Genomic DNA, 20,083 nt, shown 5'->3' with positions numbered 1-20,083 from the left:
ACGACGAGGCCCCGGGGCGCGCCCAAAGCGCCCAGGGGCCGCGAAGTGTCGGGAGAAGGCTCAGCCCTGGTAGGGCTCGGCCTTGAGGATCCGCACCATGGCCTTCTTGCCGTTCGGCAGCTCGTACTCGGCGTCCTCGCCGACCTTCTTGCCGTTCACGCCCGTGCCCAGCGGGGACTGCGGCGAGTAGGTCTCGATGTCGCTGCTCGCGTACTCGCGCGAGGCCAGCAGGAAGGTCACGGTGTCGTCCTCGTCACCGTCGAAGGCGATCGTGACGACCATGCCCGGTGCCACCACGCCCTCGGCCGCCGGAGCCTCGCCGACCTTGGCGTTCTCCAGGAGCTGGGTCAGCTGGCGCACACGGAGCTCCTGCTTGCCCTGCTCCTCCTTGGCCGCGTGGTACCCGCCGTTCTCACGCAGGTCGCCCTCCTCGCGCGCGGCCGCGATCTTGGCGGCGATTTCCGTGCGCGCAGGACCAGAAAGGTACTCCAGCTCGGCCTTGAGCTGGTTGTACGCCTCCTGGGTCAGCCAGGTGACGTTCTCGCTGGTCTGGGTCACAGGTGCTCCTCGTCGGTACTTGGAATACAAAGCATCGCCCTACCCAGAAGCATGTTCCTCCACGGGTGGGCGAAACCACGAGCCTAACAATTCACCGGCGAAAGGGGGAGGACATAAGCCATCAGAGATACGTCAACGCAGGTCAGAGGCTGCGACACGGGTGACGTCAGTCGGCGTGACAGCCCAGCAGCTCCGCCGTCGTCCCCGGCGCGGTGGTGCGCAGCGTGACGACCCTGTCGATCTGCGTGGCGTGCCCGCCGAATCGGAAGTCGGCGCGGCCCACCTCGGTACCGTCCGCCGACTGGGACCGCAGGGTGCAGTAGCCGGTGGCGTCGGCGTCCTTGCGTACCTCCAGGTGGGCCTTGACCGTGTCCTGAGAGGTCTCGAACGTGATGACCTGGCCGCTGATCTTGCTCTGGCCGACATAGTGGTACGCGAACCAGCCGACGAGCACGAGCAGCGCCGCTCCCAGCACACTGCCGACGATCTTGAGCGTGTGGTCGGCGCGCTCGTCCGAGGAGCGCCCGTAGCGGTCCTGGGGCGGCCGCGTGCTCACCGTGGTCATGATCGTCCTCTCGGCCGGTCCGGGACGGATGTCCCGAAAAGGACCTCCGCGGACCGGGCCCGGAATTTTTCACCCTCCGATTCGGTCACTATAGAAGCCGCCCATCGCGCCCCATCACACCGGGCGCCGACCTGCCGACTGACCGAGGATCGAGTCTTGACTGACCAACTGCGACTGATGGCCGTGCACGCCCACCCCGACGACGAGTCGAGCAAGGGCGCGGCCACCATGGCGAAGTACGTGTCCGAGGGGGTGGACGTGCTAGTGGTCACCTGCACGGGCGGGGAGCGCGGCTCCATCCTCAACCCGAAGCTGCAGGGCGACAAGTACATCGAGGAGCACATCCACGAGGTACGCAAGAAGGAGATGGACGAGGCCCGCGAGATCCTCGGCGTCAAGCAGGAGTGGCTCGGCTTCGTCGACTCGGGTCTGCCCGAGGGTGACCCGCTGCCCCCGCTGCCGGAGGGCTGCTTCGCCCTGGAGGACGTCGACAAGGCGGCCGGCGAGTTGGTGAGGAAGATCCGCTCCTTCCGTCCCCAGGTGATCACCACCTACGACGAGAACGGCGGCTACCCGCACCCCGACCACATCATGACGCACAAGATCTCGATGGTGGCGTTCGAGGGCGCGGCGGACACCGAGAAGTACCCGGAGGCGGAGTTCGGCCCCGCCTGGCAGCCGCTGAAGCTGTACTACAACCAGGGCTTCAACCGTCCCCGCACCGAGGCCCTGCACAAGGCGCTGCTGGACCGCGGGCTGGAGTCGCCGTACGGGGAGTGGCTCAAGCGGTGGGACGAGTTCAACCGCGCCGAGCGCACCCTGACCACCCACGTCCCGTGCGCCGACTTCTTCGAGATCCGCGACAAGGCGCTGATCGCGCACCGCACGCAGATCGACCCCGACGGCGGCTGGTTCCGGGTCCCGCTGGAGCTGCAGAAGGAGGTCTGGCCGACGGAGGAGTACGAGCTTGCGAAGTCGCTCGTGGACACCTCGCTCCCGGAGGACGACCTCTTTGCAGGCGTCCGCCGGCCCTGAGGGACAATGCCTGACATGAGCGCAAGCGTGAGCCTGGCTGTGACGCACCTGGTGCCGCTGGCCGAGGTCGACGAGAACAAGGTCACCCCCGGTGTCCTCGGCTTCATCGTCTTCGCGGTGATGGCACTGGCCGTGTGGGGACTGATGAAGTCCATGAACAAGCACATGGGCAAGGTGTCCTTCGAGGAGGACGCCGACGCCTCTAGTGAGGAAGCCGGGAAGAAGGTCTCGGGCCCGGCGACGGCCGAGAGCACGCCCAAGACTCAGCAGGGCTGACGGCTTCCGCTCGTCCCCGGCTCCTCTCTCCCCGGATGAGTTCGCACGCCGCGGTGCCGTGAACGGTTTCGGCCGATTCGGCACCGCCGGGCGACACCACCGTGTGGCCGAAAAGCGCCCACACGCGAGGACGCCCCCCGTGGGGCGCGCCCGGTCAAACCGCTGTTCTCCGCCGTGCTCGATGCCGTGGGAGAGTGGAACGGTGAACCGACTGGCCCATGAGACGTCCCCGTATCTGCTTCAGCACGCCGACAACCCCGTCGACTGGTGGCCCTGGTCGGACGAGGCCTTCGACGAGGCCCGTGAACGGGGTGTGCCGGTGCTGCTCAGCGTCGGTTACTCCAGTTGCCACTGGTGTCATGTCATGGCTCACGAGTCCTTCGAGGACGACGCGACAGCCGCCTACATGAAAGAGCACTTCGTCAGCGTCAAGGTCGACCGCGAAGAACGCCCCGACGTCGACGCCGTCTACATGGAGGCCGTCCAGGCCGCGACCGGCCACGGCGGCTGGCCCATGACGGTCTTCCTCACCCCCGACGCCGAACCCTTCTACTTCGGCACCTACTTCCCGCCCGCCCCCCGCCACGGCATGCCCTCCTTCCGGCAGGTCCTCGAAGGCGTCCGGCAGGCCTGGGCCGATCGGCGGGACGAGGTGACCGAGGTCGCCGGGAAGATCGCTCGGGACCTCGCCCAGCGGGAGATCAGCTACGGCGACACCCGGGCGCCCGGCGAGGAGGAGCTCGCCCAGGCGCTCCTCGGACTCACCCGTGAGTACGACGCGCAGCGGGGCGGCTTCGGCGGGGCACCCAAGTTCCCGCCGTCCATGGTGATCGAGTTCCTGCTGCGCCACCACGCCCGCACCGGCTCCGAGGGCGCCCTGCAGATGGCGCAGGACACCTGTGAGCGCATGGCCCGAGGCGGCATCTACGACCAGCTCGGCGGCGGCTTCGCCCGCTATTCCGTCGACCGGGACTGGGTGGTTCCGCACTTCGAGAAGATGCTCTACGACAACGCGCTGCTGTGCCGCGTCTACGCGCACCTGTGGCGGGCCACCGGCTCGGACCTCGCCCGCCGGGTCGCCCTGGAGACCGCCGACTTCATGGTGCGGGAACTGCGCACCGCCGAGGGCGGGTTCGCCTCCGCGCTGGACGCGGACAGCGACGACGGCACGGGCCGGCACGTCGAGGGCGCGTACTACGTGTGGACGCCGGAGCAGCTGAGGGAGGTCCTCGGCGCCGACGACGCCGAACTCGCCGCGCAGTACTTCGGAGTGACCGAGGAGGGCACCTTCGAGCACGGTTCCTCCGTCCTGCAACTCCCTCAGCAGGAAGGCGTGTTCGACGCCGAGCGGATCGAGTCGATCCGGCGCCGCCTCTTCGGGAAGCGGGCCGAGCGCCCCGCCCCCGGCCGTGACGACAAGGTGGTCGCCGCCTGGAACGGCCTCGCGATCACCGCGCTCGCCGAGACCGGCGCGTACTTCGACCGCCCCGACCTCGTGGACGCCGCGCTCGGCGCCGCCGACCTGCTCGTACGGCTGCACCTGGACGAGCACGCCCGTCTGGCCCGTACGTCGAAGGACGGCCGGGTGGGCGCGAACGCGGGCGTGCTGGAGGACTACGCGGACGTAGCCGAGGGTTTCCTGGCGCTCGCCTCCGTCACCGGTGAGGGCGTGTGGCTGGAGTTCGCCGGGTTTCTGCTCGACCACGTGGTCACGCGGTTCACCGACGACAGCGGCACGCTCTACGACACCGCCTCGGACGCCGAGAAGCTCATCCGCCGCCCCCAGGACCCCACGGACAACGCCACCCCGTCGGGCTGGACCGCCGCCGCGGGCGCGCTGTTGTCGTACGCCGCCCAGACCGGTTCGGAGCCCCACCGTGCCGCCGCGGAGCGGGCGTTGGGTGTCGTCAAGGCGCTCGGGCCGCGGGTGCCGCGCTTCATCGGCTGGGGGCTCGCGGTCGCCGAGGCGCTCCTCGACGGGCCGCGCGAGGTCGCGATCGTCGGCCCGGCGCTCGACGACCCCGCCACCAGGGCCCTGCACCGCACGGCGCTTCTGGGCACGGCACCCGGCGCGGTCGTGGCCATCGGTACCCCGGAGAGTGATGAGCTGCCGCTCCTGGTTGACCGGATTCTGGTCGATGATGAACCGACCGCGTACGTCTGCCGTAACTTCACGTGTGATGCCCCGACCACCGACCCGGACCGGCTCCGCACGGCGCTGAGCGGCTGAACCGCATCATGGAACGGTTAGTTCCAGATGGCCGGATTGAGCAGGTGTTCGGATAGATCCCCGTAAGGAACTGGCCGTTCCGAAACAAGCTATTTATCTGAAGAGCTCTCAGGCTTCACAGTTCCCTCCTAATCTCTCCATGGTGGCGCGACAGAAGTAACGCACTGTCGCGACAGGGGGTTTGGGGATCTGGGGGGATCTTTTTGCTGACGTCTGTCTTCATTGCCGTCGTCTCGCTGGCCTTGTTCTGGATGGCGGCCTTCACTCTGTGGTGGCAGATGCACGCGTGGCGTACGCCCGAGGTGCTCGCCTCCACCCGGTTCAGCAGTCCGGACGGTGCCGAGCATGTGTCGTTCTCGCTGCTGCTGCCCGCGAGACACGAGCAGGCCGTGCTGGACCACACGATCCAGCGGTTGCTGGAGTCCACGCACACCGACTTCGAGATCATCGTCATCGTGGGACACGACGACCCGGAGACCACCGAGGTCGCCCGCAGGGCCGCGGCCCGGGACGCACGGGTCCGCGTCGTCGTCGACCACCATGAGAAGAAGAACAAGCCGAAGGCCATGAACACGGCGCTGCCGCACTGCCGCGGCGACGTCGTCGGGGTCTTCGACGCCGAGGACCAGGTCCACCCGGAGCTGCTCGCCCACGTCGACCACGCGTTCCGCACCACGGGCGCGGACGTCGTCCAGGGCGGGGTGCAGCTGATCAACTTCCACTCGAGCTGGTACAGCCTGCGCAACTGCCTGGAGTACTTCTTCTGGTTCCGATCCCGACTGCACCTGCACGCGCAGAAGGGGTTCATCCCGCTCGGCGGCAACACGGTCTTCGTCCGGACCGACGTGCTCAGGGAAGCGGACGGCTGGGACCCCAACTGTCTCGCGGAGGACTGCGACCTGGGCGTCAGGCTCTCCAGCATCGGCAAGAAGGTCGTCGTCGCCTACGACTCCGACATGGTGACCCGGGAGGAGACCCCCGGCTCGCTGATGTCGCTGCTCAAGCAGCGCACCCGCTGGAACCAGGGCTTCCTGCAGGTCTACCGCAAGAACGACTGGAAGCAACTGCCCGGCTTCGGACAGCGGCTGCTCGCCCGCTACACCCTGATGACGCCGTTCCTGCAGGCGTTCTCCAGCGTCATCATCCCGCTCAACGCCGCGATCGCCCTCTTCCTGGACGTTCCGGTCGGCGTCGCCTTCCTCACCTTCCTGCCGCTCGTGACCGCCGCGGTCACCTTCGTCTTCGAGGTCGTCGGACTGCACGACTTCGGCAAGCAGTACGGGCTGCGCGTGCGCTTCGTCCACTACGTGAAGCTCGTCGTGGGCGGCCCCTTCTACCAGGTGCTCCTCGCCGGCGCCGCGATCCGCGCCGTCTGGCGTGAACAGCGCGGACGCAACGACTGGGAGCTGACCAGCCACGTCGGCGCCCACCTGGCCACCGCCGGCGTGATCCGCGAGTCCCGAGAGGACGTTGCTGCGTGACCTCCACTCTTCCCGCGGCGACCGAGACGAAGGTCCCCGCGCAGGGCACACCCGTCCCTGAAACCGTCCCCGTCCCCCGTCCGGCGTTCCGCTTCCGCGGCTCTCGTCCCGATCTGATCCTGTGCGGCGTGCTCCTCGCGGCGATCCTGACGGTGCAGGGCTGGAACATCGCCGACTACCCGACCCTCAGCGACGACGAGGGCACCTATCTCGCCCAGGCATGGGCCGTGCAGAACGGCCACGGCCTCGCCCACTACACCTACTGGTACGACCACCCGCCGCTCGGCTGGGTGCAGATCGCCCTGCTCACCTGGATCCCCGCCCACCTCGACGCCGGCCTGATGACGGTCGGCTCGATGCGGGTCGCGATGCTGCTGGTCAGCGCGGTGAGCGCGGTCCTCGTCTACGTCCTCGCCCGACGCCTGAAGCTGCCGATGTGGGCATCAGGACTGGCCATGGCCCTCTTCGGGCTCTCCCCGCTGTCGGTCGTCCTCCAGCGGGAGATCTTCCTCGACAACATCGCGGTGATGTGGACGCTGCTCGCGTTCACCCTTGCCGCGTCCCCGAGCCGCCACCTCTGGCACCACTTCGGCGCGGGCCTCGCCGCCGCCGCGGGCGTCCTGACCAAGGAGACGATGCTCGTCGTCCTGCCCGCCGTCTTCCTCACCATGTGGCGCCACAGCCACCGCGACACCCGGAAGTTCGCCCTCACCGGCGCGATCACGGCGTGCGCCCTCATCGGGCTGTCGTACCCCCTCTTCGCCCTGCTCAAGGGCGAGTTGCTGCCGGGCGCCGGCCATGTCTCCCTGTGGGACGGCATCCGCTACCAGATGAGCCGGGCCGGTTCCGGATTCATCCTCGACCCCGGCTCCGGGTCCTACGGCGCCCTGCACTCCTGGCTCTACTACGACCGTGTCCTGCCGCTCGGCGGTCTCGCCGGGGCGCTGCTGATCCTGATCACCTGGCGCTGGTCGGTCACCGCGCGGGCGCTGGCCGGACCCGCGCTCGCCGTCGCCGTCCTCACCCTGGTCGCGATGCGGCCGAGCGGCTACCTGCCCGCGATGTACGTCATCCAGGCGCTGCCGTTCCTCGCCCTGGTCCTGGCGGGCGCCGCCGCGAGCGTCGTCCACCTCGTACTGCACCGCTGGCGCGGTGGGCCGGAGAAGTCGTACGTCACCTGGGCGCGGTACGCCGTGGCGGCGCTGCTCGTGGCTGCCGCCGGGGCGTACGTCGTGCCCCGCTGGTACGACGGGGACCGCACCGCCGTCACCGCCGACGCCAACGCCCCCTACCGGGCCGCCTCGCACTGGCTCGGCAGCCAGGTGAGCGACCCGAAGGACACCCGGGTCCTCGTCGACGACGCCCTCTGGCTCGACCTGGTGCACGCCGGGTACCGGCCCGGCCTCGGCGCCATCTGGTTCTACAAGGCCGACCTCGACCCGGCGGTGACCAAGACGATGCCGCGCGGCTGGCGTGACCTCGACTACGTGGTCGCCTCCCCGACGGTGCGGCGCGACGCGGTCAACCTGCCCAACGTCAGGGCCGCTCTGCAGCACTCCACGCCCGCGGCCACCTTCGGCACCGGGCCGGATCGGATCGAGATCCGCCGGATCGACCAGTCGACGGGAGGCGGCCGATGAGCCAGGAATCCACCGTCCCCGGCGCACTCGGCGATCCGGCCGTACGGGCCGTCGAGCCACCCGAGCCGGGTGCCGTCACCATCGTCGTCCCGACCTTCAACGAGTCGGGGAACATCCGCGAACTGCTGCACCGGATCACCGAGTCGGTGCCCTCCCGCCTGCCCTGCGAGGTCCTCTTCGTCGACGACTCCACCGACGACACCCCCGACGTCATCGTCCGCGAGGCGCAGGACTGCCCGTTCCCGGTCACCCTGCTGCACCGGGACGAGCCGGTCGGCGGGCTCGGCGGGGCCGTCGTCGAGGGACTGAAGGCGGCCGGCTCCGACTGGATCGTCGTCATGGACGGCGACCTCCAGCACCCGCCCTCCCTGGTCCCGGAGCTGATCGGCACCGGAGAGCGCACGAACGCCGGGCTGGTCGTCGCCTCCCGCTACATCAAGGGCGGCAGCCGCGCCGGCCTCGCGGGCGGCTACCGGATCGCCGTCTCCCGCGGCGCGACCTGGCTGACCAAAACGCTGTTCCCGCGCAGGCTGCGCGGCATCAGCGACCCGATGAGCGGTTTCTTCGCCATCCGCCGCAGCGCGGTCACCGCCGAGATCCTCCAGCCGCTCGGCTACAAGATCCTGCTGGAACTCGCCGTGCGCAGCAGGCCACGTGAGGTCACCGAGGTGCCGTTCGTCTTCCAGGAGCGGTTCGCGGGGCAGTCCAAGTCGACCGCGCAGGAGGGCCTCCGCTTCCTGCGCCACCTGGTGGGGCTGCGCACCGCCTCCCCGCTGGCGCGCATGGTGTCCTTCGGGCTGATCGGCGCGTCCGGTTTCGTACCGAACCTGATCGGCCTGTGGGTGCTGACCAGGCTCGGAATGCACTACCTGCCGGCGGAGATCCTCGCCAACCAGCTCGGTGTCGCCTGGAACTTCCTGCTCATCGAGCAACTGCTGTTCCGCGAGCGGCGCCGGCATCGCCGCTGGTGGGACCGGGCGGGCAGATTCGCGCTCCTGGCAAACGCGGACCTGGTACTGCGCATCCCGCTGATCGCGCTGCTGGTCGGCACGTTCGGCGTGGGCGTGCTGCCCGCCACCGCGCTCGCGCTGGTCCTGACCTTCGTCCTGCGCTTCGTGGGGACCGAGGCGCTGGTCTATCTCCCACGCCGGGACCGCGCCCCCGGGGGCGGGGGCCGCACAGCAAGGAGAGCCGTATGAGAACCGTCCGCAGACTCCGCATATCCCGCAGACGCAGAACCGCCCTGCTCGCCGTGACCGGCCTGACCGCGGGCCTGCTCCTGACCTCGCCACAGCCCGCGTCCGCCGCCAACCTCGTCAAGAACCCCGGTTTCGAGACCGCCGGAACCGACGGGATGCCGTACTGCTGGGAGAAGTCCGGCTGGGGCGACAACGACTTCGCCCTCGCCACCACCAGCGACGCCCACACCGGCGGCAAGGCCATGAAGGTGGAGCTGACGCGCCACGTGAGCGGCGACCGCAAGGCGCTCATCACCGAGTCCGCGAGCTGCGCGCCGGTGGTCACGCCGGGCAAGCAGTACGACCTGTCGCTCTGGTACAAGTCGACGACCCCGGACACCTCGGTCACCCTCTTCCGGCACGACAGGACCGCGGGCTGGCAGTACTGGACCGACCTCAAGACGCTCGACATGAGCTCCGCCTGGGCCCGGGCGAGCGTGCGCACCCCGGCGGTCCCGGACGGCACCGACCTGATCACCTGGGGTGTGTCGGTGTACGGCACCGGGTCCGTCACCACCGACGACTACACGATGGAGCAGGTCGCCGACCCGCTGCCGCCCGCGCAGTGCACGGGCACGGCGGACCAGTGCGCGAACGGCAGCTGGCGGGTCCTGCCCACCCAGAACCCGGTCCGCTCCATGCACTCCGTCGTCCTCAACAACGGCAAGGTGCTGCTGATCGCCGGCTCCGGCAACAGCGAGGAGAACTTCGCGGCGGGCTCGTTCACCAGCGCGGTCTACGACCCGGCAAGCGGCTCGTACAAGGTGATCCCCACCCCGAAGGACATGTTCTGCGCCGGGCACATCCAGCTCCAGGACGGGCGCGTGCTGGTGCTCAGCGGCAACAAGGCGTACCCCGTGCCGGGCGGGCACGGCTACGAGGGGTTCAAGGACTCCTACATCTTCGACCCGAAGACGGAGACGTACTCCAGGACGAACGACCTCAACGACGGCCACTGGTACCCGTCGGCGACCGAGCTCGGCAACGGCGACGTGATCTCCTTCGGCGGGCTGCGCGAGGACTCCACGGGCTCGGTGACCACCGAGTACTGGTCGGACAAGGACCAGCAGTGGCTGCCGCTGTGGAAGGTCAACCAGACCTGGTCGTACTGGGGCCTGTACCCGTCGATGATCCTGATGCAGGACGGCCGCCTCTTCTACTCGGGCAGCCACGTCTTCGGCAACAACATCCCGGGCACCGGCTCGGCGATCTACGACTACAACGCCAACACCGTCACGCAGATCCCCGGCCTGCAGAACAAGGACGAGCGCGACCAGTCGGCGAGCGTGCTGCTGCCCCCGGCGCAGGACCAGAAGGTCCTCACCATCGGCGGCGGCAACATCGACTCCAACCCGGACGCGAACCGCCTGACGGACATCATCGACCTCAAGCAGGCCAACCCGTCCTACGTCGCCGGGCCGCCGCTGCCGCAGGGCACCGTCGACCTCGGAGGCGGCAAGGTCGCGGAGACCGGCAACCAGGGCAAGATGTACGTCTCGGCGGTCCTGATGCCCGACGGCAAGGTGCTGGAGACGGGCGGCGCCCTGCACAACCGGGCCAACCCGGTCTACGAGTCGTCGATCTTCGACCCGAACACCTCCACGTTCGACCCGGTGGCCGCCGACCCCGAGTCCCGCGGCTACCACTCCTCCGCGTTCCTGCTGCCGGACGGCCGCATCATGGCGACCGGCGACAACCCGGGCAACGGCACGTGGAACCACAACGTGTCGATCTACTCCCCGCCGTACCTGTTCAAGGGCACCCGCCCGACGATCACCTCGGTGATCACCAACGAGTGGACGTACGGCACCACGCAGCGCATCACGGTCGACCGGCCCATCGCGAAGGCGGAGCTGATCCGGCCCGCGGCGGTCACCCACTCCTCGGACCCGAACCAGCGGTTCGTGGACCTGCCGCTGTCGGTGGACGGCAACAACGTCGACCTGAACGTGACGAGCAACCCCGACCTGGCCCCGCCCGGCTGGTACATGCTCTTCGCGGTCGACGCGAACGGCGTCCCTTCCGTGGCTCAGTGGATCCACCTGCAGGGCCCGGCGGCCCTGAGCGCGGACACCGCCACAGCCCACGTCCACTCCTTCGCCGACTCCCTGGAGGGCAGGACGACGAGTGCGGGCCGCAAGCGCACCTCGCAGCAGGTCAGCCCGACGATCTCCGGCTGCGACCGGCACTACGGCTCGGTCAACGTGTGCGTGCCGACGGTCTTCCCGCCTCAGGTGAAGAAGACGACGGCCGCCCGCTGCGCCTGGCTGAATGCGAACGACTACGACCGTCTGAAGGTCAACGGCAAGGACGACCCGCTGGGCCTCGACCCGAACGGGGACGGGGTGGCGTGCTCCATGGGTGACGTGAAGAGGCGTTAGCCCGGGCTCGCCCCCTGTGCGAGGGCGCGCTCCACGATCGCCTCCAGCTGGTCGTGGTGCGCGCCCTTCCAGTACGCGCGGCCGCAGTCGAGGCAGCGGGCGAAGACGTCGTACGTCCTGCGCGTGCCGTGTTCGAGCTGGTCGGCGACCTCTTCCTTGGTGGCGTCGCGGAGCAGGCCGTTGCAGGCCGTACAGCGCGTCCAGGGCCGCAGCTCGGGCGCGAACCGGTCGAGCACGTCGCGCAGTTGCTCCTCGGGCCGGGTGCTGTAGACGAACGCGCCCGCCCACAGCTCGCGGCGGCGCAGCAGCCCCCGGTCACGGCTGAGCATCACCCGGCGCTCGGCGGCGGACCGGGCCGCGAGCGCCGGGTCCCCGATGTCTGTGGACTCGTACGCCGCGTCCACGCCGAGCAGCCGCAGCCGGCGGGCCAGGGTGCCGAGGTGGACGTCGAGGAGGAAGCGGAGCGGAGCGCCGGGCACCCGCTGGGGGCGCTCCACCGGGCGCACCTCGATGGTCTCCCCGGCGGCCGGCACGTGGGACGCGGCCACGGCGTGGCCGTCCACGACGAGCGCCCCGACCTCGGTCAGCGGCACACCGAGCGACTCGACGACATGACCGAGCGTGGACGCCCCGTCGGTGACGACCTGCGTGGGACGCCCGCGCCGCGCGTGCGGAACGAAGAGCCCCAGCTCGGGGGCGAACTCGATGTGGATCTCGGGTCCGTTCACCTGGTCAGGATGGCACGCGGGCCGCTCAGGAGCCTTCGGGTTTCCGCTCGAGTCCGTGTTCCATGACGTCCAGCGCCCGGTCCATCAGGTCACGGAGCTCGCCCTCGAAGCCGTTCTCCGCCCAGTACATGGAGACCTCCATCATGCCGCCGATGAGGGCCATGGCGCAGACGCGCACTTCAAGGTTTTCCGGGTCGCGGCCGGTGCGCTCCCCGAGGGCCTGGCGGAGCAGACGCCCGGTCTTGGACATGCTCTCGAAGTACCGGGAGCGGACAGCGGGGACCTTTACCCCGAGGTGCGCCCGCAGCCGGAGCACCTCGGGGTCCTCCTGCTCGCTGAGGTCGAGGGCCTTGCCCGTCACGTACCGGATGGAGTCCATCCACGGCTCGTCCTCGGGCCGTGCGCGCAACTCCTCCAGCAGCAGGGGGTCGTACTCGTCCGTGAGGACGATGTCCTCCTTGGTCGGGAAGTAACGGAAGACGGTGGACGGCGACACCTCGGCCCGGTCGGCGATCTGCTCGATCGTCGTGGCGTCGTACCCCTGCTCTCTGATCAGCGCGTACGTCGCGGCACGGATCGCTTCACGGGTCTTGATCTTCTTCCTCTCCCGCAGTCCGAGTCGGGGGCGGTCGGCGGGGGAGTAGGGGGAACGTGCGGCCGTCATGACGGTCATTCTCCGGCATCCGCCCCGGGGGGCGACCATGGCCGGGGTTGCCCGCGGCCCGCCCCGTGCGGCGGTAGGAACTCCGGCCGCAGGCCCGCGCGGGCTTCGAGAGTGTGGGCGCAGTGTGTTGGTGTGACTGTTCCCGGGGCCGGGTGCGCTCATGGCGCGTCACCCAACGACCCGAGCCTCGACTGGTAACTCTGTCACGGTGAGAAATCCGGCACTGTGCGCCACACACGTTTCCAGGGGCCCCGGCCTGACGCGGCGGCGCTTCTTGCGCGCAGGTGCTTCGGCTGCGGCGGTTGTTCATGCTGGTGAACCCATGGCCGCCGCACAGGCCCTTCCCCGCCCGATCACCGACCGTCAGTTGATCCTCCTCTGCGATCAGCAATCACAGTCCGTAATCCTCACGGAAGCCGGAATCCTCAGGGCCCAACGTGAACGTCGACTGGATCTGACCGCGCTTTGGGCCTGGTCTCCCGCATCGGACGCAGAGCTGGCCGACCTGCTCCCGTCCAGGAGCTGGATCAATGTGAGCGAGGCGAAGCAAGTCGAGACGCCGACCGGAACGCTGCTCCTGACCTGCGCCTCGGGCGGTATGGCCGTCGCCTTCGACCGTGGTCGGGGATCCGCTTACTGGGCGACGAATGTCCCCGGATCGAGCAATCTCCACAGTCTGGAAATGCTGCCGGACGGCAATGTCGCCGTGGCCGCCAGCTCGGGCGGGTACATCCGTCTTTACACATCGTCCCAGGGCCCACGCTCCAGCCACTACGTGCAGCACCCTCTGCCCGGGGCCCACGCCGTCTCCTGGGACGCAGGGCAGCGTCTGCTGTGGGCGCTCGGCGCCTCGGAGCTGCAGGCACTCTCCGTCGACGGGACCAGGGCCGCACCCGGCCTCACCCTGCAACGTCGGCTTGCCCTGCCCGACGAGGACGGCCACGATCTCGCTCCGGTCGTCGGCGCCCCCGACGACCGTTGGGTGACCACGCGCCGCCATGTCTACCGGGTCTCCCTGACCAGCGGAAAGTTCGTTCGCGCCACCGCACCCGGCGGCATCGACAAGGCCCACGTCAAGAGCATCAGCCAGCATCCCGCGACAGGCCAGGTCATCCTGGTCAGCCCTGACGATCGGACCTCCTGCAGCTGGTGCAGTTCGCGTGTCGACTTCGTGGATCCGAACCGGCAGGACGCATTGATCGGCACAAGCGTGTACAAAGCGCGATGGTGGCTTTGAACGGATATGGCCACGGCTTTGGAAGCCGTGGCCATGAGGGACGCGCTCTGATCAGCTACGCGTGCTGGTACGCCACGAGCGAGATGCACACGTAGTGCACGACAAAGGCGGCGAGAGTAAAAGAGTGGAAGACCTCGTGGAAGCCGAACCAGCGCGGTGACGGGTTCGGCCGCTTCATCCCGTAGATCACGCCCCCGGCGCTGTAGAGCAGTCCACCGACGATGACAAGCACAAGGACGGCGATCCCGCCAGTCCGCATGAAGTCGGGAAGGAAGAAGACCGCCGCCCATCCCATCGCGATGTAGCAGGGCGTGTAGAGCCAGCGTGGGGCGCCGACCCAGAAGACCCGGAAGGCTATGCCTGCCGCCGCGGCGGCCCAGATCCCCCACAACAGCCACCGCCCCTTCGTGCCCGGCAGGAGCAGCAGGGTCAGTGGGGTGTAGGTGCCCGCGATGATCAGGAAGATGTTCGCGTGGTCGAGCCGGCGCAGCACGCCGTCCATGCGCGGGCTCCAGTTGCCGCGGTGGTAGAGCGCGCTCACGCCGAAGAGCAGACAGGCGGTCAGCGCGTAGATGCCGCAGGCGATTCTGCCGCGCGTGGAGTGCGCGAGGGCCGTGAGGACGAGGCCCGCGACGAGTACGGCCGGGAACATGCCCAGGTGCAGCCAGCCGCGGAGCTTCGGCTTCACCGGGTGGGGCAAGGAGAGCGCTACGGGACCACGGCCGGCTGCCGGCGAGTCCGTGGGCGCGTCGGGGACGGACGAAGTCATGCGCGGCATGGTACCTACGGAACCGTAAGTTGTGGATCAGAGTGCGACCGAGTGCGACCGATATCACCCGGCCCGTCCGGCCTGTGCGGGTACGGCCGCCGCACAAAAAAACCTTCTGTCGAACTCTACGTGCACGCAAAGAATCGCGGCGACGTGTGGCGATCCCCACTCCGCTCAGGTGTGACGTCCTCTGGACAGATGCGCAATCTCGTCGGATGATCAAATGAGTGCGGTCGGCACCGGATGAGCGGCTACGAAGCATCCGGGTCGCGGCCCCCACGGGGCAATCAACACAAAATCCCTCATCTAGGAGCGATCGTGGCGCGCGACATCGCGGCTCCCTCAACCGTCCCCACTGAGCACAAGGACCTGATCTCGTGGGTCAACGAGATCGCCGAACTGACGCAGCCGGACAGCGTGGTCTGGTGTGACGGATCCGAGGCCGAATACGAGCGCTTGTGCGATGAGCTCGTCCGCAAGGGCACCTTCAAGAAGCTCGACCCGATCAAGCGCCCGAACTCGTACTACGCCGCCTCCGACCCGACGGATGTGGCCCGGGTCGAGGACCGGACGTTCATCTGCTCCGAGAAGGAGGGGGACGCGGGTCCGACGAACCACTGGAAGGCGCCCGCGGAGATGCGGGAGATCTTCCAGGGCGAGAAGGGCCTGTTCCGCGGCTCCATGCGCGGCCGGACGATGTACGTCGTGCCCTTCTGCATGGGCCCGCTCGGCTCGCCGCTCTCCGCGATAGGCGTGGAGATCACGGACTCCGCGTACGTCGCGGTCTCCATGCGCACCATGACGCGCATGGGCCAGGCGGTCCTCGACGAGCTCGGCTCCGAGGGGTTCTTCGTCAAGGCCGTCCACTCCCTGGGCGCCCCGCTGGAGCCCGGCCAGGAGGACGTGCCGTGGCCCTGCAACTCGACCAAGTACATCTCGCACTTCCCGGAGTCCCGCGAGATCTGGTCGTACGGCTCCGGCTACGGCGGCAACGCGCTGCTCGGCAAGAAGTGCTACGCGCTCCGTATCGCCTCGGTCATGGCGCGTGACGAGGGCTGGCTGGCCGAGCACATGCTGATCCTCAAGCTGACCCCGCCGCAGGGCCGGCCGAAGTATGTCGCCGCCGCCTTCCCGAGCGCCTGCGGCAAGACGAACCTCGCCATGCTGGAGCCGACGATCTCCGGCTGGACGGTCGAGACGATCGGCGACGACATCGCATGGATGCGGTTCGGCGAGGACGGCCGGCTGTACGCGATCAACCCGGAGGCGGGCTTCTTCGGCGTCGCGCCCGGCACCGGCGAGCACACCAACGCCAACGCGATGAAGACGCTGTGGGGCAACGCGGTCTTCACCAACGTCGCCCTGACCGACGACAACGACATCTGGTGGGAGGGCATGACCGAGGAGTCGCCCGCCCACCTGACCGACTGGAAGGGCAACGACTGGACGCCCCGGTCCGAGACCCCCGCCGCCCACCCCAACGCCCGCTTCACGGTCCCGGCTTCGCAGTGTCCGATCATCGCGCCGGAATGGGAGGACCCGAAGGGCGTGCCGATCTCGGCGATCCTGTTCGGCGGCCGCCGCGCCACCGCGGTCCCGCTGGTGACGGAGTCCTTCGACTGGAACCACGGCGTGTTCCTCGGCGCGAACGTCGCCTCCGAGAAGACTGCGGCGGCCGAGGGCAAGGTCGGCGAGCTGCGCCGTGACCCCTTCGCGATGCTCCCCTTCTGCGGCTACAACATGGGCGACTACATGGCCCACTGGATCGAGGTCGCCAAGGACAAGGACCAGTCCAAGCTGCCGAAGATCTACTACGTCAACTGGTTCCGCAAGAACGACGAGGGCAAGTTCGTCTGGCCGGGCTTCGGTGAGAACAGCCGCGTCCTGAAGTGGATCGTGGAGCGCCTCGAGGGCAAGGCCGAGGGCGTCGAGACGCCGATCGGCATCCTGCCGGCCAAGGGAGCCCTGGACACGAACGGCCTCGAACTGTCCGAGTCCGACCTGGACTTCCTGCTCACGGTCGACAAGGACGTCTGGCGCGAGGAGGCCGCCCTGGTCCCCGAGCACCTCAACACCTTCGGCGACCACACCCCGAAGGAGCTGTGGGACGAGTACCGCGCGCTGGTGCAGCGCCTGGGCTGACGCCCCCATGAGTTCCGCGGCCGGCCCGACTTGCCCTGACCTGCGACGTCGTCCCGGTCGGCCGCGGGAACGACATCATCACATTCCCGGTCCGGGCCCGCACCGTACAACGGCGTACGGTGCGGGCCCGGACCGGTCTGCGGCGTACGGCCTACGCCCATACGCGCCACGCAGCCGGAAAAAGGGTGCAGGTGTGGGCAATTCGCCTATGGTGCTGTCGTGCGCGGAATTCTGCTGGCCGGGGGCACCGGCTCGAGGCTGTGGCCGTTGACCCGTTCGGTGTCGAAACAACTGCTGCCGGTCTTCGACAAGCCGATGGTCTATTACCCACTGTCCACGCTGGTGATGGCCGGCGTCCGGGAAATTCTGATCATCACCACCCCGGAAGACCAGTGCCAATTCCGCCGCCTGCTCGGCGACGGAGGCCAACTTGGCCTGAGGCTGGAATACCTGGCGCAGGGACGCCCGGAGGGCATCGCTCACGCATTCGTCCTGGGGGCCGACTTCATCGGCGACGAGCCGGTCGCGCTGATCCTGGGCGACAACATCTTTCACGGCACCGGCCTCGGCACACGGCTGGCCCGCCACGGCGAGCTGAAGGGCGGCAGGGTGTTCGCCTACCAGGTCGCCACCCCCTCGGCGTACGGCGTCGTGGAGTTCGACGAGCGGGGTCGCGTGCTGTCCATCGAGGAGAAGCCGGCCCGGCCCAAGTCCCGGTACGCCGTGCCCGGCCTGTACTTCTACGACAACCAGGTCGTGGAGATCGCGGCCGGTCTGCGGCCCAGCGCCAGGGGCGAGTTGGAGATCACGGATCTCAACCGCGTCTACCTGGAGGCCGGGACGCTGCATGTCACCCGGCTCGACCGGGGCACCGCGTGGCTGGACACCGGGACCTTCATCTCCCTGGTTCAGGCGTCGGAGTTCGTGCGGGTGATCGAGGAACGCCAGGGTTTCAAGGTGGGATGTGTCGAGGAGGCGGTCTGGAGGGCCGGCCTGATCGACGACGACCGGCTCCGGGAACTGGCCCGGCCGCTCCTCAAGAGCGGATACGGCCACTATTTGATGGGGCTGCTCGAGGACACCCGTCACCTGGTCGCGCCCCCAAGGGGCAGTGCGGAGACGGGATCCGGTCGCGAAGAGCCGTTGGGCATCGGGCCCGGGGCTTTTGTCTGACGGCTTCACGCCGAAGCGGCGAGGATCTCCCAGTTCACCCACTGGTCGCGAACACCGCGGTGGTCCAGGGCAACGACCCTGATCCGGTGCCGGGCAGCAACAAGGCCACGGCCAGCGTCTCGGTCACCCCGGGCAACGGTCACGGCAATGGCCACGGCCACGAGCAGTGCGAGGACGAGCACGGCAAGCACAACAAGAGCGGCAAGGGCAACGACGACTGCGACAAAGAAAAAGGCGGGCAGCGTCACGAAAGCAGCAAGGAGGACATGAAGCAGAAGAAGTAGTCCAGGCGCTGACTTGGTTCGCCTCTTCCGGCGTTCCTGAGACATGACGTGCCCCGGGCCATCAGTAGCGGCCCGGGGCACTGTCATCGCAGCGGTCGCTTCCTGAAATCACGAGGCTAAAGCTGCACGTCCGACATCCCGAAGACACGGACGTGATGTTCGGCAGAAGCAGCAGCAGGAAGGAATCGATCGCGTGCGACCACTGGGCATTGAAGGGGCCTGGGTGGACACACCCACGGTGTTCACCGACAACAGGGGCCGGTTCCACGAGTGGTTCAAGGGCGAGAGATTCCACGGTTCCGTCGGCCAGGGGCTGCGCCTCGCACAGGCCAACTGCTCTCGTTCGGTTCGCGGAACCCTTCGCGGTATTCACTACGCGTCCGTTCCGCCGAGTCAGGCCAAGTACGTCACGTGCGTCAGCGGTGCCGTCCTCGACGTGGTGGTCGACATCCGCACCGGCTCCCCCACTTTCGGGAAATGGGAGGCGGTTCGGCTGGACGACACGACGCACCGCTGCGTCTACCTCTCGGAGGGGCTGGGGCACGCCTTCATGGCGCTGGAGGACAACTCCACGGTCGTCTACCTGTGTTCGGAGGCGTACGCGCCGCAGCGGGAGTTCGGGGTCCATCCACTCGACCCGGCGCTGGGCATCGCCTGGCCCGAGGACCTTCAGCCGTGCCTCTCCGAGAAGGACGCGGCGGCGCCCACGCTGGAGGAGGCGGAGCGGCAGGGTCTGCTGCCCTCCTTCGAGGCGTGCGGTGCGTATCGCAGAAGTCTTGTGGCCGAGTTCCGCTGAGTCGGAATTCACGGTGCCGTGCACCATTCACGGTTCAGTAATTCCCTCTGTGGGCTTGCCTGGCGGGCAGGGCGTTGAGGCCACCCGGGTGATCTTGGACTATGCCATGGGCATTTTTTTAATCATCCCATCCCGGGAAGTGAACAATGACTCTGCCCGTGGCCACGGACGGGTGGGCGCACTCAGCGCGTGCGCTTGCGGTGTGGTCACTACCCCAAGTTTCGCGAGGGAAGGTTCTCAGTGAGCCGTAGAACAATGCGAAGTTCACGCGTGAAATCCGCCACGATGGTTTCGGTGGGTGCGCTTGCCGTCGTCCTCAACATCGCGCCGAGCGCGGCGGCCATCGCCGACGCGGTCCACCGGGCCGGTGCGAACAGAGCCATTCAAGAACCGGGACCTCAAGGGCCACAGGGACCTCAAGGGCCACAGGGTGTGACGGGGGCGCAGGGCGTCCAGGGCTCGCAGGGCTTCCAGGGCAAGCCGGGCGTCCAGGGGTCGCAGGGTGTGACGGGGGCCCAGGGCGTCCAGGGCTCGCAGGGCTTCCAGGGCAAGCCCGGCGTCCAGGGCACACCAGGCGTCCAGGGGTCGCAGGGCGTGACCGGGGCGCAGGGCGTCCAGGGCTCGCAGGGCTTCCAGGGCACGCCGGGCGTCCAGGGGCCGCAGGGCTTCCAGGGCACGACCGGTGCGGGAGTCCAGGGCCCGCAGGGCTTCCAGGGGACTCAGGGCAATCAGGGCAACCAGGGCAACCAGGGCACGCAGGGCACTGCTGGTGTTCAGGGCTCGCAGGGCTTCCAGGGCAACCAGGGCACGCAGGGCACTGCTGGTGTTCAGGGCTCGCAGGGCTTCCAGGGCAACCAGGGCACGCAGGGCACTGCTGGTGTTCAGG

General features: G+C 68.6%; 17 protein-coding genes and 1 pseudogene. 13 read left to right on the top strand and 5 right to left on the bottom strand.

Translation table 11 applies throughout. From position 1 onward, the window contains the following. Nucleotides 1-60: 60 nt before the first annotated feature. Both greA and ACZ7L1_RS06045 read right to left on the bottom strand, forming a co-directional pair. Nucleotides 61-558: a transcription elongation factor GreA gene (greA, locus tag ACZ7L1_RS06050; protein ID WP_471434591.1), complete on the bottom strand. Its 498-nt coding sequence runs from the start codon at nucleotides 556-558 to the stop codon at nucleotides 61-63. Between the two features lie 166 nt (nucleotides 559-724). Then, complete coding sequence (locus tag ACZ7L1_RS06045; protein WP_471434590.1) at nucleotides 725-1,123, bottom strand: DUF4307 domain-containing protein; 399 nt, start codon at nucleotides 1,121-1,123, stop codon at nucleotides 725-727. Nucleotides 1,124-1,279: 156 nt separating this feature from the next. Between ACZ7L1_RS06045 and mca the strand changes: the two genes are divergently transcribed. The 7 genes from mca to ACZ7L1_RS06010 all read left to right on the top strand — a co-directional run bounded on the left by mca (nucleotide 1,280) and on the right by ACZ7L1_RS06010 (nucleotide 11,404). Then, nucleotides 1,280-2,158, top strand: coding sequence for a mycothiol conjugate amidase Mca (gene mca, locus ACZ7L1_RS06040; RefSeq protein ID WP_471434588.1), 879 nt, complete (start codon nucleotides 1,280-1,282; stop codon nucleotides 2,156-2,158). Between the two features lie 6 nt (nucleotides 2,159-2,164). Next, complete coding sequence (locus tag ACZ7L1_RS06035; protein WP_471434586.1) at nucleotides 2,165-2,434, top strand: hypothetical protein; 270 nt, start codon at nucleotides 2,165-2,167, stop codon at nucleotides 2,432-2,434. A gap of 181 nt (nucleotides 2,435-2,615) precedes the next feature. Then, nucleotides 2,616-4,664, top strand: a complete 2,049-nt coding sequence (locus ACZ7L1_RS06030; protein ID WP_471434584.1) for a thioredoxin domain-containing protein — start codon at nucleotides 2,616-2,618, stop codon at nucleotides 4,662-4,664. Between the two features lie 203 nt (nucleotides 4,665-4,867). Further along, a complete protein-coding gene (locus ACZ7L1_RS06025) occupies nucleotides 4,868-6,145 on the top strand; it encodes a glycosyltransferase (RefSeq protein ID WP_471434582.1) in 1,278 nt (425 codons plus the stop codon). Continuing rightward, entirely contained in the window at nucleotides 6,142-7,785 is a 1,644-nt protein-coding gene (locus tag ACZ7L1_RS06020) for an ArnT family glycosyltransferase (protein WP_471434580.1), read from the top strand. Before ACZ7L1_RS06025 ends, ACZ7L1_RS06020 begins: the two co-directional genes overlap by 4 nt. Then, nucleotides 7,782-8,984, top strand: coding sequence for a glycosyltransferase (locus tag ACZ7L1_RS06015; RefSeq protein WP_471434578.1), 1,203 nt, complete (start codon nucleotides 7,782-7,784; stop codon nucleotides 8,982-8,984). The genes ACZ7L1_RS06020 and ACZ7L1_RS06015 overlap by 4 nt, the downstream gene beginning before the upstream one ends. Continuing rightward, entirely contained in the window at nucleotides 8,981-11,404 is a 2,424-nt protein-coding gene (locus tag ACZ7L1_RS06010) for a galactose oxidase-like domain-containing protein (protein WP_471434576.1), read from the top strand. Before ACZ7L1_RS06015 ends, ACZ7L1_RS06010 begins: the two co-directional genes overlap by 4 nt. Here ACZ7L1_RS06010 and ACZ7L1_RS06005 read toward each other — a convergent pair. Beyond that, nucleotides 11,401-12,132 (bottom strand): Mut7-C RNAse domain-containing protein, encoded by a 732-nt coding sequence (locus tag ACZ7L1_RS06005; RefSeq protein ID WP_471434574.1) that lies wholly within the window; start codon nucleotides 12,130-12,132, stop codon nucleotides 11,401-11,403. The two genes, ACZ7L1_RS06010 and ACZ7L1_RS06005, sit on opposite strands and share 4 nt — an antisense overlap. Before the next feature lie 25 nt (nucleotides 12,133-12,157). Beyond that, nucleotides 12,158-12,796, bottom strand: coding sequence for a TetR/AcrR family transcriptional regulator (locus ACZ7L1_RS06000; protein WP_471434572.1), 639 nt, complete (start codon nucleotides 12,794-12,796; stop codon nucleotides 12,158-12,160). Nucleotides 12,797-13,118: 322 nt separating this feature from the next. On the opposite strand from ACZ7L1_RS06000, the gene ACZ7L1_RS05995 reads away from it, so the two are divergent. Next, nucleotides 13,119-14,033, top strand: coding sequence for a DUF6528 family protein (locus ACZ7L1_RS05995; protein WP_471434570.1), 915 nt, complete (start codon nucleotides 13,119-13,121; stop codon nucleotides 14,031-14,033). A gap of 55 nt (nucleotides 14,034-14,088) precedes the next feature. Here the strand turns inward: ACZ7L1_RS05995 and trhA are convergent, their stop codons facing one another. Beyond that, on the bottom strand, nucleotides 14,089-14,802 hold the full coding sequence (trhA, locus tag ACZ7L1_RS05990) for a PAQR family membrane homeostasis protein TrhA (RefSeq protein ID WP_471434569.1): 714 nt from the start codon (nucleotides 14,800-14,802) through the stop codon (nucleotides 14,089-14,091). 318 nt (nucleotides 14,803-15,120) lie between these two features. Between trhA and ACZ7L1_RS05985 the strand changes: the two genes are divergently transcribed. The 5 genes and pseudogenes from ACZ7L1_RS05985 to ACZ7L1_RS05965 form a co-directional block, all read left to right on the top strand. After that, nucleotides 15,121-16,944, top strand: a complete 1,824-nt coding sequence (locus ACZ7L1_RS05985; RefSeq protein ID WP_471434568.1) for a phosphoenolpyruvate carboxykinase (GTP) — start codon at nucleotides 15,121-15,123, stop codon at nucleotides 16,942-16,944. A gap of 219 nt (nucleotides 16,945-17,163) precedes the next feature. Continuing rightward, on the top strand, nucleotides 17,164-18,117 hold the full coding sequence (rfbA, locus tag ACZ7L1_RS05980; RefSeq protein ID WP_471434566.1) for a glucose-1-phosphate thymidylyltransferase RfbA: 954 nt from the start codon (nucleotides 17,164-17,166) through the stop codon (nucleotides 18,115-18,117). Between the two features lie 86 nt (nucleotides 18,118-18,203). Beyond that, nucleotides 18,204-18,401: a hypothetical protein gene (locus tag ACZ7L1_RS05975; protein WP_471434564.1), complete on the top strand. Its 198-nt coding sequence runs from the start codon at nucleotides 18,204-18,206 to the stop codon at nucleotides 18,399-18,401. Between the two features lie 193 nt (nucleotides 18,402-18,594). Then, a complete protein-coding gene (rfbC, locus tag ACZ7L1_RS05970; protein ID WP_471434563.1) occupies nucleotides 18,595-19,197 on the top strand; it encodes a dTDP-4-dehydrorhamnose 3,5-epimerase in 603 nt (200 codons plus the stop codon). A gap of 432 nt (nucleotides 19,198-19,629) precedes the next feature. Next, a pseudogene (locus ACZ7L1_RS05965) lies at nucleotides 19,630-20,083 on the top strand (collagen-like protein); the annotation flags it as partial.

It is taken from the genome of Streptomyces sp. NPDC107546, assembly GCF_055639175.1.
The sequence above is the reverse complement of the archived record's forward strand: the minus strand, read 5'-3'. Positions and strand labels throughout refer to the sequence as shown.